General features: G+C 38.7%; 14 protein-coding genes. 10 read left to right on the forward strand and 4 right to left on the reverse strand.

What is annotated here, in order from left to right:
- The first annotated feature begins 111 nt into the window (after nt 1–111).
- Nucleotides 112–744: an alpha/beta fold hydrolase gene (locus IMO47_RS06595; RefSeq protein WP_196077546.1), complete on the forward strand. Its 633-nt coding sequence runs from the start codon at nt 112–114 to the stop codon at nt 742–744.
- A 40-nt stretch (nt 745–784) separates the two neighbouring features.
- Here IMO47_RS06595 and rtcR read toward each other — a convergent pair whose 3' ends face one another.
- The gene (gene rtcR / locus IMO47_RS06600; protein WP_196077545.1) at nt 785–2,395 is read right to left on the reverse strand and encodes an RNA repair transcriptional activator RtcR; all 1,611 of its coding nucleotides are present in this window, start codon (nt 2,393–2,395) and stop codon (nt 785–787) included.
- A 273-nt stretch (nt 2,396–2,668) separates the two neighbouring features.
- Here rtcR and IMO47_RS06605 point away from each other — a divergent pair, with 273 nt between their 5' ends.
- The 9 genes from IMO47_RS06605 (at nt 2,669) to IMO47_RS06635 (ending at nt 12,053) form a co-directional block, all read left to right on the forward strand.
- Nucleotides 2,669–3,646 carry a ribonuclease Z gene (locus IMO47_RS06605; protein WP_196077579.1) on the forward strand — a complete coding sequence of 326 codons (978 nt, stop codon included), beginning with the start codon at nt 2,669–2,671 and terminating at the stop codon, nt 3,644–3,646.
- 948 nt (nt 3,647–4,594) lie between these two features.
- Complete coding sequence (locus tag IMO47_RS06610; RefSeq protein WP_196077564.1) at nt 4,595–6,226, forward strand: RNA-binding protein; 1,632 nt, start codon at nt 4,595–4,597, stop codon at nt 6,224–6,226.
- A gap of 517 nt (nt 6,227–6,743) precedes the next feature.
- Entirely contained in the window at nt 6,744–6,866 is a 123-nt protein-coding gene (locus IMO47_RS19850) for a hypothetical protein (RefSeq protein ID WP_265092654.1), read from the forward strand.
- Nucleotides 6,867–6,985: 119 nt separating this feature from the next.
- A complete protein-coding gene (locus tag IMO47_RS06615) occupies nt 6,986–7,267 on the forward strand; it encodes a hypothetical protein (RefSeq protein WP_196077563.1) in 282 nt (93 codons plus the stop codon).
- Between the two features lie 716 nt (nt 7,268–7,983).
- Nucleotides 7,984–9,243: an RtcB family protein gene (locus IMO47_RS06620; protein ID WP_196076425.1), complete on the forward strand. Its 1,260-nt coding sequence runs from the start codon at nt 7,984–7,986 to the stop codon at nt 9,241–9,243.
- Nucleotides 9,244–9,247: 4 nt separating this feature from the next.
- Entirely contained in the window at nt 9,248–9,370 is a 123-nt protein-coding gene (locus IMO47_RS19855) for a hypothetical protein (protein WP_265092655.1), read from the forward strand.
- Between the two features lie 25 nt (nt 9,371–9,395).
- Nucleotides 9,396–9,857 (forward strand): DIP1984 family protein, encoded by a 462-nt coding sequence (locus IMO47_RS06625; protein WP_004822548.1) that lies wholly within the window; start codon nt 9,396–9,398, stop codon nt 9,855–9,857.
- 547 nt (nt 9,858–10,404) lie between these two features.
- A complete protein-coding gene (gene rtcA, locus IMO47_RS06630) occupies nt 10,405–11,436 on the forward strand; it encodes an RNA 3'-terminal phosphate cyclase (protein ID WP_196076424.1) in 1,032 nt (343 codons plus the stop codon).
- Nucleotides 11,437–11,609: 173 nt separating this feature from the next.
- On the forward strand, nt 11,610–12,053 hold the full coding sequence (locus IMO47_RS06635) for a DUF2147 domain-containing protein (RefSeq protein ID WP_196076423.1): 444 nt from the start codon (nt 11,610–11,612) through the stop codon (nt 12,051–12,053).
- Nucleotides 12,054–12,151: 98 nt separating this feature from the next.
- On the opposite strand, the gene IMO47_RS06640 is transcribed toward IMO47_RS06635, so the two are convergent.
- From IMO47_RS06640 to IMO47_RS06650, 3 genes are all read right to left on the reverse strand, one after another.
- On the reverse strand, nt 12,152–12,736 hold the full coding sequence (locus IMO47_RS06640) for a GAD-like domain-containing protein (RefSeq protein ID WP_196076422.1): 585 nt from the start codon (nt 12,734–12,736) through the stop codon (nt 12,152–12,154).
- Between the two features lie 44 nt (nt 12,737–12,780).
- Complete coding sequence (locus IMO47_RS06645) at nt 12,781–13,161, reverse strand: hypothetical protein (RefSeq protein ID WP_196076421.1); 381 nt, start codon at nt 13,159–13,161, stop codon at nt 12,781–12,783.
- 131 nt (nt 13,162–13,292) lie between these two features.
- Complete coding sequence (locus IMO47_RS06650; RefSeq protein ID WP_196076420.1) at nt 13,293–15,539, reverse strand: bifunctional prephenate dehydrogenase/3-phosphoshikimate 1-carboxyvinyltransferase; 2,247 nt, start codon at nt 15,537–15,539, stop codon at nt 13,293–13,295.
- Nucleotides 15,540–15,552 lie beyond the last annotated feature (13 nt).

Raw genomic sequence — 15,552 nt, forward strand, 5'->3', positions numbered from 1 at the left:
AAAAATAACTAATCAAACTATAACAGTCGGAATATTTTAATTCCAATTCATGTTTTCTGTGAGCAGAATCGGTAAACTATATCACTTCCCTGCTTTATGATCGTTTAAATTATGTCCGAACAACTGTTCATTCAAGGTTCGGTTGGCAAAATTGAAGTTTTTGTTGACTATCCTGTGGGCGAAGTAAAAGGATTTGCCGTCGTTTGTCATCCTCACCCACTACAAGGTGGTACTCCTCAACATAAAGTTCCAGCTTTACTTGCACAAATCCTCAGCGAACAGGGCTGTGTTGTTTATCGCCCAAGCTTTCGAGGTTCAGGACAAAGCGACGGTGTCCATGATGAAGGTTTTGCCGAAACTGAAGACATTTTAGATGTCATCAAACATGTTAGACAATTACACAAAAGTCTACCGTTCTATGTCGGTGGATTTAGTTTTGGTGCGCATGTGATGGCAAAGGCTTATCACGCCTTACCTGATGAAATTAAGCCCAAACAAGTGATTTTATGTGGTCTGCCAACTTCTACGGTCGATGGGCTACGCCACTATGTTACGCCTCCGATTAAAGGTGATATCCTGTTCGTCCATGGTGAAGCTGATCCAACCACCAAACTCAGTGATTTAATTGAATGGGCAAAACCACAGCGCCATTTGATTACGGTATTACCGGGTGCAAACCATTTCTTTACTGGGTATCTAAAACAACTACGTGTTGCAATATCACGTTTCTTGTTGGTACCTTAGAGTTGTGTGGATGGAAAATAAAATCGATAAGGTGAAATACTCACCTTATTGATGTACTGACATCGCTCCACTGTAAACCAAACTTCGCTAAATACTTTTTCACACGGTCACTGTCATTGGTGCTCTGCCTATGCTCACGAGATATTGAAAATAGGCGTCTGCCTGCATCAGCCATGGATTTTGACTTTTGGCATATCTCAATGACGCCCTGTAGCTGAATACGATCAAACTCATCGATTTGCGCCAATTGTTCAGTCGTTAAAATATTCGTCAGTACCGACTGTTTAAGCTCTTTTTCTTGCTCAGAAATATTCCACATACGCTGAAGCCGATGAATTTCAGTATTGACCTCATTTAAACCAATCCGTTCTCCATTTGCCAGTGTCGCCATCCGGGTTACGCTTGCAGTCAAATCCCGAAAGTTGCCTTGCCAAATTGCCTCTGCCGACTGAGCAAATTTTAAATATTTTTCAAGCGCATCACTATGAAATCTTAATTGTCGCTGATGTGCTGTCGCAAAGCGCTGTAATTCAAATGCGATATTCGGCTCGATATCTTCAACCCGGTCTTTTAAGCTGGGTAAAAAGAAAGTCCAGGTATTTAATCGTGCCCATAAATCTTCCCGGAAACGACCCGCTCGAACTTCCTCTCGCAAGTCTCGATTGGTTCCTGCAATCAACTGAAAATCGGCATGCACCTCTTTATCACTGCCCACGGGGAAGAAAGACTTGTCCTCCAGTGCCTTAAGCAACATTGCCTGCTCATCCAGCCCTAATTCACCAATTTCATCGAGAAACAAAATACCGTTGTCTGCGCTTTTTAAATAGCCAGTACGTGCTGCAACCGCACCCGTAAACGCACCTTTATGATGACCAAACAGCGTTGACATTGCGCTGTCCCCCACCAATGTTGCACAGTTCACATCAATAAAACGACCGGATAGATGAAATTTTTCCTTTTTAAGCTGATATATCTGCTTGGCTAAATGTGATTTACCCACACCAGTAGCACCCATAATTAAAATCGGTGCACTCGAACGTGTTGCCACCAATTCAACTTCTTGAATCAACTGGTTAAAGCCTTTATTTTTTGTCGCAATATTGGCTTTTAATTGTTGCCAATTCTCTGATTGCTCGTGTTCAAAACGTTGCGTTAATGCTGCATATCGTGACAAATCCAAATCAATGATACGGTATTCGCCTTCCGGTTGCTGTTTTCCTGTAGGTGAGCTTTGAATCAATTTTGCAGGCAAATAGTGTGCATCAATCAATAGATACCAACAGATCTGTGCAACATGCGTACCCGTAGTGATATGCAATAAATAATCATTATTCTCAGTATCAAAAGAAGAGGACTTTACAAAATCATATAAAGCACCATACATATCCGAGAAATCCCAAGGATCGCGAATATTGACCTGATGTCCTGTAATTTTGGTTTGCGGAGAAATTTCAAAAGCATCTTGCTGTAAATGCTTTATCAAGCTTGAATTACGCCGATCATGCAATAGCACCAACTCATCGACAACCAAATCATCATGCATCAATAAGCTTAGCGTTGGACGCCAACGTTGCCAACGCTCAGGCTTTTTGCCTTGATCCAAAGTAGAACCCACAAAACCAATGACCACTGTTTTTTTAAATTTTTGCATATTGCTATAAATCTATAAAAATTTATATATCTTGCCTAAATCATAGTTTTATTTTATCAATAAGCAAATATTATTCGCTGTGCTCAGCATAATATTTTAAAAATCACTATTTATTTTCATACACATGATCATGCTATACTGCTGCAGTACAAAGTTTTAACTTATTTTCCTCCATCTTTGTCTGATTCGACACTTCTCTTGATGGAACTGCCTTGCTTTGTCACAACAATAACCATAGATAAAATTTTATTATTCTACAGGCATATATTTCCCATGTTAGCGTTTACATTTTTAGGGACATCTTCTGGCGTACCCACATTGACCCGCAATGTTTCAGGTTTAGCGATTCATTATGGCAAAGCTAAAGAATGGATTCTTGTCGATGCAGGTGAAGGAACCCAGCATCGAGTACAACAAGCCAAACTGTCTTTACAACACTTGAAAGCGATTTGTATTACCCACGTCCATGGCGATCATTGCTATGGTTTGATGGGCTTACTCGCCAGTGCAGGGATGAATGGACGTAAAGACCCCATCACCATCGTTGCACCCAAAGAGATTCAACAATGGTTAGAAGCTACTCGTCACTTAACTGAATTGTTTTTGCCCTATCCACTTCATTTTATCGATAGCCATACACTGAATAGCACTTTTCAATTAGATGAAAAACTTTCAATTGATATTTATCCTCTACATCATCGTGTACCAAGTTATGCTTATGCTTTCAAAGCAACTTCGCTTCAGCGCAAACTCGATCATGAAAAGTTAGTTCAATTAGAGATTCCGAAAGGTCAACTTTGGGGAGATTTGCAACAAGGACTGACGATTGAATGGAACGGACAACCTCTTCACGGAAAAGATTTTGTAATTGAAAATAAGCAACATGTATCTGCGATTGTCAGTGGAGATAATGACCACCCTGAATTATTGAAAGATGCGTGTAAAGATGCCTCATTGTTAATTCATGAAACCACCTATACTCAAGCAGTATTAGATAAAGTTGGTTCTGGTCCAATGCACAGCTCTGCAAAAATAGTGGCAGAATTTGCGCAAATGATGAGTCTGCCGAATTTGATTGCTACGCATCTCAGTCCGCGTTATCACGATACTGTTGGAGTTCAGAAAATTCATGATGAAATTGCGCAGCATTACCATGGTCATTTTTATATTGCTGATGATTTCCATCGCTATGCGCTCAGTGCGAGTGGTGAGCTCACACTAATTCACCAACTCAAACCTTGGGAAAAATAATTTTACCAAGGTTTCTTTAACACGATACTCGACTTAAATATTTTCATAACAAAGATAAATAGTGTGCATAAAAAAACTTTTTTAGACGCATAGATATTCTCTGGATTGTGTTTAGCCTGTTATTTATTTTTAATTTCATCATTGTTCTTGGCTTGATCGGCTATGGATCGGCTTCCTCAAAAATTCAGAATTGTGTAAAAACAGCCGCTATAGTCAATCTGCTAAAAAGTTCATACAGTAGAATACCATTTCTCTTGATCAATAAAATGAAAGCAATCAATATATTGTTTGATGGTATAAAGCTTTCACTGCCACGCTTTAGCTCTAAAATTTAAATTATTTTTGCATAGGCGATGCTTCACTTTTCAGAGATGAAAAATGACAAAAATCTTCCGTCTAACGGGGTTCTTGCGCTACAAATAAAGCAGTACTTTGTTTTTGTTCATATCCCCGCTCAACATGGCGACTCATGATACAAGGCTATCTATGATCCAAAAGTACAAAATAAATGAATCATCCAAATCGCCTGTATGAATATCAGATGGTTTGACTATATTTATTTGCCGCATGATTTGTCTTGGCGATTTGATTGGATGATCTGTCGAGAAAATATGCCACACCACTCAAAATGAAATTTTTTGCGTAGTCTTTACAATTTGATCTTTTCGATGCAATTTTTTCTATAGGTGTTGGCTTTCTTTTTTATATTTACAGAACATTATGAATTTTAATCTTTGATTAAAAAATAGAAAAATAGATATAATCATATCAATAGAGATATTAAACTCATGATTTAAATTATTAAAAAATTGAAAATAAATTTCATAAAATAATTTTATTTCATAAAAATTATATAGTTAAAAATAGTTTTCACATTAAAAAGCAAATCTGGCACGCTCTCTGCAATACAACCATCAAGAAATTAAAAATTCACTTGAGGATGCTGTCATGGCGAACAAGACAATTTTTGCCTCCAAACAACAGGCAAAACCAAAAACCATTGCATACAACGAAACTGGTGGTCGTGCATATACATTAAAATCCCGTGCCGCATTAGCACAACTCACTGCTACAGGTACACTCAATCAAACTTTTTATCAAAATGCACAAGTACAACTGGATCATATTCTCAACCTAGCACTTGAAGTAGACCCAGAGTTTGTGGCTAAAACTGCAATTTACGCGCGTCAAACAGCACATATGAAAGATACCCCTGTCGTCTTATTGGCCTTACTTTCTGAATTGGATGCAGATTTATTTAAACGCATTTTTCCATTGATTATCGATAACGGAAAACAACTCAGAAATTTTGTACAAATCATGCGCTCAGGAATGATCGGTCGCAAGTCATTGGGTTCTTTGCCTAAACGCATGGTGAATGAATGGATTTTATCCGCATCAGCACAACAACTGATTGCCACCAATGTTGGAAGCAGCCCTTCACTTGCCGATGTGCTAAAAATGACACACCCTAAACCAAAAACAGCTGAACAAGATGCCTTTTTTGCCTATGTATTGGGTAAGGAGTATCAACTTGCGCAGCTGCCTACTCACGTACAGGCACTTGAGCAATTTCGCTTGGGTGTGAATACAGAATTACCCAAAGTGCCTATGCAGCTTTTAACCCATTTGAATTTAAATCAACAGCAATGGGCTGAAATTGCACGCAATGGATCTTGGCAAATGCTTCGTATGAATTTAAACACCTTCTTGCGTCACGATGTATTTAAGATCAAAGGGATGACTAAAATCATTGCGGATAAATTGATGGATGAACAATCGATTTTAAAAAGTCATGTATTCCCTTATCAATTGATGATGACATGGTCTGCGCTAGATCAAGAGATGCCACATGAAATTGCCAATGCCTTAAAATTTGCAATGCAATGTTCAATTTCAAATGTACCTAAACTACACGGCAATGTGGTCATCGCGATTGATGTTTCTGGTTCAATGTCGAGTTCGATAACAGGTTACCGCCAAGGTGCAACTTCACAGTTGCGTTGTGTCGATGTGGCAGCATTATTTGCCAGTGCTTTTAAATACGTAAACCCAAATATTCGCTTGATGGCTTTTGATACACAAGTACGTCATTTATCCAATTTAACCAGAGTGCAGGAATATTTGAAAAGAAAAAATCTGATGAAGCAGCAAAATTTAGAAATTGATATTTTTGCTTTGGCAAAAAAGTTTGCCAGCATGTGTGGTGGCGGAACAGATTGTTCTAAGCCTTTGGAACTGTTAGTAAAAGAAAAAGCCAAAGTCGATATGGTCATTTACTTCTCTGATAATGAATCTTGGGCAGATCAAATCCCAAGAGCGCACCGCCAAACAGGGATGATGCATTATTGGAAACAGTTAAAACAACATAGTCCTGATGCAAAACTGGTATGTGTTGATTTACAACCTTATGCGACTACTCAAATCCCTGAGCATAAAGATGTCATGAATATAGGAGGATTTTCCGATACTGTATTCACACTGATTGAAAGCTTTGCCAATAATGAAATGCACGCAAATCATTGGATTAGCGAAATTGAAAAAATAGACTTAATGCAAGCTCAGTTGCATGTCAGTTGAGCCTGCAACCTGATTTAACATTGAATTTAAGTATTTGTATCACATGATCATATGACTTAAAGCCTCAATGTTAGATAAAAAGCACAAATGCCATAGGAACTACATTTTTCCAGAATGAAGTGTTTCTATATCAAGTTGTTGTGCTGAGTAAAACCGTTGCCAAATGCAGATAGAACTACATTACTTTGAATAATTGAGGTTTTATCGAAAAATTGTTGGCAACATTCAATGCATAAAATGCGTTGAGGACTACATCTTTAATGCGTAGGTCGATGGTTCAAACCCATCCTTTTCATTCTTAGCTAAGATTGAAAAGTAGCTCAGTTGGATAGAGCAACGAAACGTCTTCAACATTTTGTTTATGCAGTGCGGTAACAATGATTCAAGTACATCAAATGCAATGAGGACTACATTACTCGTTTGTCGGTGTTTCGATACCACCCTGTGTGGCAACATACAGTAGCTCAGTCGGTAGAGCCACGACCGTCCTCAACTCCTTGTTGATGTATACTTGATCATGATGAAACATGTTGTAATTAAGCAATCACAAATGCAGATCGGATTACATGGTAACGCTTTTGCGCAGGGTTCAAGTCCCGATCGTGATGACTCACGAAAATCTGATCAAAAGTTGTTGTGATTGCTTTTCTTTTCTACGTTAACGATTTAAGAATATGGCTTGTGAATTGATCAACGATTTGTTAGTTTAATCATTCAATTTAAAACCAGAGACAGGTGTCAGTCTTTAAAACGCAAAACATGTCTATTAAAGTCATCGTGAAAGACGACAATCTCGATCTTGCTTTAGAACAATTAAGAGTTAAAAAATACTATTTAGAAACCGACCACTGGTATAAGAAATGCCAGAACTATCATGAAAAACCGCCAAGTAAAAGTCGTAAAAAAAGTGAACTGAAACTTTTACATGGACATAGTCAAATCCTGGAAGATGATCCTCTCGCGCTGAGGTTAAAAATCCATATCCAAGAACATTATCAAACCATTGGGGATAATACGGTATTGAATATGAACACAGATTAAAATTCAAAATTTCATCAGCCTGATCTTGGGGAGAAGAAATTCTCCCCAGCCAGATTTCATACTATAATCTGTAACATGACAAATATCCTGAATAATAACAATGCGCACATGGTTTGCTTTGCTGTTATTTCCTTTACTCATTTTTGTCTTGTTATTTTTTTCTATGCCATTTTTTTGCTTTCACTGACTTTGAGTTGCGGTTTAGATCAAGACGATGTCCCAGCCTGCTCAAGAATTTATTATTTTTCAATTATATCAATATTTCCAATCGCAATTTGGCTCGGCTATTTGACAACTCAATTTGCACCACCTTCTGCAAAATATTTTTTGAGTAGTCTTTATAACCTTATATTTTCAATCACTTTATTTGCATATTTATATGGCTCTAAAATAAGCCTGATCTTGTCGATTGATTTTAGCCTATTTTTCTTTTTATGTTTCGGCGCAGGTTGTTTTCATTCTATTTAAAATATAAAAATAGATAAATTACTATCTAAAATAATACATATATTTAGATAATTTTTTAAAATATAAATTTAACTTTAAAATTGAATTTTATTTTTTAAAATAAATTCAATGACTTAAGAAATAAAATCCATTAAAAAACAAAGTTGGCATGCTCTCTGCAATATATAGAGCATACATCACTGGATGTACATATCACCTGCCTGCAACCGCTTGGCAGGCAGGTTTTGCAAAGGATAAAAGCTATGACCATGTCAGTATCAGAACAGATTGAAAAACAAGCATCCAATGAGCGTGCTTATAATATTATTCAGGATAAAAAGGGTGTCCCTATAAAAATGTGGACCAAAGGCGTCCCTGTTGATGAGAAATCAAAAGACCAATTATTAAAGACAGCACAAATGCCATTTATTTATAAATGGATGGCAGTAATGCCAGATGTACACGTGGGAATTGGTGCAACCATCGGAAGTGTCATTCCTACCAAAGGTGCAATTATTCCTGCTGCCGTTGGCGTGGATATTGGTTGTGGAATGATGGCGGCACGTACCTCCTTAAACGCATCTGATTTACCCGATAATTTACATGCATTACGTACTGAACTTGAACGTTTGATCCCGCATGGGATGACCAAAGGACGAGGTCGCCGTGACCGTGGATCTTGGGATACACCAACAGCGCGGGTAGACCAAGCTTGGGCTGAGTTAGTGACTGATTTTGAATATATCTGTGCCAAGCATCCACGTTTAAAAAATACCAACAACCATAAACAGTTAGGTACTTTGGGAACCGGAAATCACTTTGTTGAAATCTGTTTGGATGAACATCAACAGGTGTGGATCATGCTACACTCAGGCTCTCGTGGTGTAGGGAATGCCATCGGTAATCACTTTATTGAACTGGCACGTAAAGATATGCAAAAGCATTTCATTAACCTGCCTGATAAAGATTTAGCCTATTTGGTAGAAGGTACTGAGCATTTTGATGATTACTGGTTTGCTGTTGGATGGGCGCAACGTTTTGCCATGAAAAATCGTGAGTTAATGATGGAAGCGGCTGTACAGGCTTTACGAATCATCATCAACAAACCGTTTGATGCCAAAGTGGAAGCCGTGAACTGCCACCATAACTATGTAGATAAAGAGGAACACTTTGGTCAGGAAGTGTTGGTAACACGAAAAGGTGCTGTACGTGCCCGTTTGGGTGAGTATGGGATTATTCCGGGTTCAATGGGTGCAAAATCCTTTATCGTAAAAGGTAAAGGAAATCAGGAATCTTTCTGTTCATGTTCACATGGCGCAGGTCGTGTACATAGCCGTACTGCTGCGAAAAAACTGTTTACTGTTGAAGATCAGATTGAACAAACACAAGGTGTTGAATGCCGTAAGGATGCCGCTGTGATTGATGAAATCCCATCTGCTTACAAACCGATTGAAGATGTGATGAAAGCACAAAGTGATTTGGTCGAAGTGGTTTATACCCTAAGTCAGGTAGTTTGTGTAAAGGGTTAATATTATGATGCCTGCTTTACATCAAGACTATAGCTTAAAAAGCTATATAAAATTTACAGAATCAATTCCAGTTGATACATTGCCTCAGCAAATGTTGTATGAAATTATTGTGTTGAATATTGATTAAATATTAAAGAGATAGGAAAAATAAAATGAAACTTGCAGAAGCACTTTTATTGCGAAGCGATCAACAGAAGAAACTCGCTTCATTGAAACAGCGTATCAATGCAAATGTATTGGTACAAGACGGCGATGAACCATCTGAAGATCCAAACGAGTTATTAAAACAAGTATTTGCGTTGACGCAAGAGTCTCAAAAACTTGTTTATGCCATTCATCAAACCAATGCACTGGCAAAACTTACAGATGGTCGCTCATTATTGGCTTTATTGACTCAACGCGATGAGCTTGTAGAGCGTCATAAAATTTTAACTTCAGCCATCAGTAACACCCAACGTGAGCCTGATCGCTACAGTACACGTGAAATCAAATGGCATAAGGTGATTCCAGTATCATCCTTACAAAAACAGTCTGATGATATCAGTGCCAAATTACGTGATTTAAATGTACTGATACAAGCCACAAACTGGCAAGTTGATTTACTTGACGTTTAAAGCGATCATCTAAAAAAATCTGATTGGGTTTATCCAATCTGATCTGAAATATATTGGGCGAGTACAAGATCTAAGGCTGTATAGATTGAAATAAAAGTCAGCATCATTTTTGGGTAATGACAGCGAAGTGGATTGAGAGCGAAAATAAACCAATCAATCCATCACCAAGCATCATTTAAACCTTTGTGAATCGAAGTGACTATGCATAGAGCATCACCACGTACTGACACTATATTTCACCTTTTCTCAAATGATTCGTCATTTGAGATCACCCGAACATACTGGGCGAGTGCAAGATCCTCTACTTCCACAACACAGGATTGAAAATAGTGTAGTGGCTTGATGAGCGAGTGGGTCAGCTTAAAACCTTAAGCACAAATCAACCCATCACTACGTACAAGGCAAACCTTTGCGAGAGCAAAGTGACAAGGCACCAAGCATCACCATGCACTGACAGTATGTTCACCCTCTTAGATATTTGAGTAAATTACGGTTTTTAAACATGTTCAAAAACCGAATGATTTAGAAAGAAATGATGAAATAGATAATGAATACATTATTAAAAAATAAAACCATTCAAATCGATGGTTCACAAGGTGAAGGGGGTGGACAAATTTTAAGAACCGCTCTTTCCCTATCCATGCTAACGGGTCTCCCTTTCGAGTTGGTGAATATCCGTGCAGGTCGTAAGAAACCGGGCTTGATGCGCCAACATTTGGTTTGTGTGCAAGCATCGCAACGGATCAGCAATGCAGTTGTTGAAGGTGCTGAATTACATTCACAAAAATTATATTTTCAACCGCAACATGTTCAAACTGGGAAGTATGATTTTCATATTGGTTCGGCAGGCAGCACAATATTGGTTTTCCAAACATTATTACCTGCCTTGATGATGCAGAGTGAAGCCAGCCATATCACTATTCATGGTGGAACACATAACCCTATGGCACCCACTGCTGATTTTATTCAGCATTGTTTCTTTCCATTTATTCAGAAGCTTGGGATAGAGGTTGATTTTGAATGTGAGCGCGCAGGTTTTTTCCCGATTGGCGCAGGTCAAATCAATATTACGATTCATCCATGGAAAAGTAAGCTGAAGCATTGCATTTTAACCAAAGGAAAATTACTGGACATACAGGGGTATGCTGCTGCGTTAAATATTCAGCAAGATATTGCAGATCGAGAACTCGAAGTTTTAAACAATAAGCTTGGCTTAAATCAACGTAAACGAGTCAATTTTCAAGGCATCAGTCAAGGCAACACTGCATTTGTTGTTTTAAATTATGAACACCATCAGCAAGTCTTCTCAGCTTTAGGTGAAAAGAAGAAATGTGCTGAAAAAGTTGCACATGATTTAGCCAAACAAGTAAAAGCCTATTTGGACTCAAATGCTGTTGCCGATGAATATTTGGCAGACCAACTTTTATTACCTTTGGCTTTAGGTCAAGGTGGTGAATTCACTGCTCAAGTGGTGAGTGAACACACCAAAACACAAGCAGAAATGATTCAGAAGTTTTTAAAATGCACTATTCAGATCGAACCGTTCAATGGAATTTTTAAGTTGAAAGTGATCACTTAAAATTCATCCCTGATTCATCAGCCTTATAATCATTTATCCGAATGTGCCAATTCATTTTAATTTTTATATTTATTGGCACATAATGTAAATAAAACACCTAAGTATTCATTCTATAATCAAGACCTTAGATGAATATGATTGTTATCTAAAATAATCAACAAGGAATAAAGGAAATGAAAAAATTTTTATTTGGGGCAATGTCTATTGTACTTTTTGCAACTTCAGCTTTTGCCGAGGATATCACAGGGACTTGGCGTTACATAGACGACAAAACAGGGGAAGCCAAAGGTCTGGTTAAAATTGAAAAACAAAGCAATGGAACTTATGCAGGAACAGCGTTAAAAGCTACTCCACGTCCGGGCTATACACCTAAAGAGTTTTGCACCAACTGCCCTGCCCCTTACACCAATAAGCCCATTATTGGTTTACAAGTAATCTCAGGCTTAAAAACAGATGACCATGTCAATTATACCGATGGAAAAATTATCGATCCTGTCTCAGGAAAAGTCTATCGTCTAAAAGGTAAAATCAGCCCGAATGGCAAAAAATTATTTCTTCGCGGTTATTTAGGGATCTCAGCAGTAGGACGTAGCCAAACTTGGTTACGTGTAGAATAAATTTGGCATTCTCATTAAGACAGCTTATTTGAGCTGTCTTTTTTATTTCTAATCTCGATTTAAATCCAATATTAAATAATAACTTTCAATGCCTAAATTTAATTTTCAATAGCCAGTTGATATAAAAAATCCAAATGGGTGGGAGCATCCCCCTTGTCCAAATTCAAATCACCGGCACGACCACCTAATCGAAGTGCAGGCAGATAACAATACATTTGATCATGCGCTAGTTTTCCATATTGAGCTTGAGCCTTTTCCAGCGCACGTTTTTCCAAAAATTGCTCAATAATTTCATCATCACACAGCCAGTCATTAAAAAAATCGTTCAACGACCAAACGGTTACACCGATATCCGAATTATGCGGATCCATAAACGAGATATCTTCATCACCAGCATCGCTTAGACGCCGATAATAGAACACAATTCCAAAAGCAGATATTGCAATAGGCAACCGCGTCATATCAGGTTCATCTTTCATTAACCATGACCATAATACATCCTGATAACGTTCAGGATGAATGATCTGAATCAAACCATTTCCATAAAAACCAAAACCATGTTTTTGCCAAAGCTCCAGCAAAGCTTCCGGTAAATAAGATTGATATTTTTTAATAATTTCAATGCTGACAGTATTGTCCACCTGATCTACAGGAAACTTATCGATAAATGATTGTAATTGCATTGTTATTCCCTAACCTGAATTGATTAGCCAAGCCAAAGCTTAGCTTAACTTTTCCATTCAAAACCACTAAAGGCATCATCCTGTTTTAAAGAATTTTCTACAGCATTTGCCAATTGTTTAATCATGCTTTGAGTGGCTATTTTTTTAAACCAGACCTGCTCTTCATCGGCATGGGCAGAAATTTCACAGGTTAACAAACCCTGATCATTTAAACGACAATTTACCCCTAAACCTATGGGATGATTTTCCACACTCACTGCCAAATCTTCACAAGAAGATGTCATTTCCGCCTTAAAACCGTATTGAGAAAGTTGTTTTAATAATAAGTCCGTCACATACGCCTGAGTGACATAGCATGCATTTTGACCATAACCATTGCTTTTAACATGATTTTCACAGTTTGCAGTAAATTGTAATGTTCTCATCGCTTCATCCAAAAGGCTTTATAGTTGTATGGTTTTAGAATAAGCAATATAAACAAAACAGCCAAGCTTTTGCTTGGCTGTTTTCAATTAATTATACAAATATTAGACAAGCGCTATCTAAGTTCCAAGGTTTATTCAGAAACTTGAATCTCAAGTCCAGCCTGATTCGAAAGCTGAGTGAATGTCGGAAAACTGGTCGCAACTGTTTCAGTACCGACAATTTTAATCTCACCAGAATTACGTAACCCTGCCATCGAGAAGCTCATCGCAATACGATGATCGTGATGGGATTCAATTTCACCACCAGTGAAAATCGCAGACCAATCACCTGCTTTCCCCTTTCCTTCGATGATAATGCCGTCATCAGTCGGTGTACAATCAATACCCAGCGTTTTCAAACCATCTGCCATCACCTGAATACGGTCAGATTCTTTCACACGTAACTCAGCAGCACCCGTTAATACAGTTTGCCCTTCAGCACAAGCAGCGGCAATAAATAAAGATGGAAATTCATCAATCGCCAATGGCACTTGATCTTCAGGCATATGAATACCTTTCAATGTACGTGTACCACGGATACGAATATCCGCAATCGGTTCGCCGCCCGCGATACGTTCATTTTCAACAGTGAGGTCAGCTCCCATCTGTTTAAGAATTTCAATCACACCTGTACGTGTTGGGTTAATCCCAACGGCTTCAAGCGTAACGTCCGAACCTTCAGTAATTGCAGCACCCACCATAAAGAAAGCAGCAGAAGAAATATCTGAAGGAACTTGAATATCGGTTCCCACCAACTTTCCACCACCTTGCAGTGAAATACGATTGCCTTGTGTTTTTACCTCATAACCAAATGCACGCAACATACGTTCGGTGTGATCCCGTGTCGGTTCAGGTTCAGTAACGGATGTTTCACCCTCAGCCCATAAACCTGCCAATAAAATTCCAGATTTGACCTGAGCAGAAGCCATAGGTAAATCGTAATGAATTCCTTTTAAAGTTTGAGCACCAGTTATAGATACAGGCGGTGTACCACGTTCACCCGTTGTTTGAATCTGCGCACCCATTTCTCGCAAAGGCTTGGCGATACGCTCCATTGGACGTTTAGACAAAGAAGCATCACCCGTCATAACAGAATCAAACTGTTGTGCAGACAACATACCTGATAGCAAACGCATTGATGTACCTGAGTTCCCCATATACAGTGCTGTTTTAGGTGCCTTTAGTCCATTGATGCCCACACCATGAATGGTCACTTCACCATTTTTTGGACCTTCAATACTTACTCCCATATCACGGAACGCTTGCAGCGTCGCCAAAGCATCTTCACCTTCCAGAAAACCCGTCACATGTGTGGTTCCTTCCGCAATCGCACCAAACATGATGGAACGATGAGACACTGACTTGTCACCTGGGATGGTAAATTTACCCTTAAATGTCTTCTGACCCGGCAAAATGGTAAATTGTTGTGTCACCTTATTTTTCTCCATCAAAGGTTTGTTGGCGAGCATATGATTGAAATGTTGGCGTGCAGCTTGTGCATGACCAAGCAATCCCATCAAAGCCTGTGAATTTTCATCTTGAATCAGTTGACGCAAAGTAGCGAGCTGCGTTTCAAATCCATCTACAGCTTTTAATATGGCTTTTTTGTTGGCAAAAAAAATGTCATGCCACATTTGTGGATCACTGGCTGCAATACGCGAGAAGTCTCGAAAACCACCTGCAGCATAGCGAAAAATATCTAAATTATCTTCTCGATTTGCAAGCTGCTCAACCAGATTAAATGCCATCAAATGCGGTAAATGACTGGTATGTGCCAAAACCTCATCATGTTTTTCAACATCCATACAAATGACTTCGGCTTTAGCAGCCTGCCAAAGTTGAATCAGCTTTTCCACTGCCCAATCAGCACTACTCGGCAATGGCGTTAAAATCACTTTGTGATTGGCAAATAAATCCACCTTGCCTGCATGAACACCCGTATGTTCAGCACCTGCAATAGGATGACCAGGGACAAAACCGATCGGAATATCCTGACCATACACAGCATGTGCGGCTTCCACCACATTGCCCTTGGTACTGCCTACATCGGTAATAATGGCGTTTGCAGATACATAAGGCTTTATTGTTTCAAGAATTTTTTGCGTTGCCCGAACGGGTAAAGCTAAAACGATTAAATCTGCATCTCGAACCGCATCCACAGGGTCACTAAAGCCTTCAGAGATAATCCCCAAAGCTTTTGCATCTTGCAAGGTTTTCTTAGAGCGTGTTGCAGCAACCACACTTTCCGCAAGATGTTCTGCAGCAATAACACGCGCCAGACTTGAACCAATCAGCCCAAGCCCAATAAAAGCAACTTTTTTAAATAACGGTTGTGACATGATGATTTTAAAC

Source organism: Acinetobacter sp. Res13-Abat-PEC15-P4-01 (assembly GCF_015676285.1).
GTDB classification, from domain to species: Bacteria; Pseudomonadota; Gammaproteobacteria; order Pseudomonadales; family Moraxellaceae; genus Acinetobacter; species Acinetobacter nematophilus.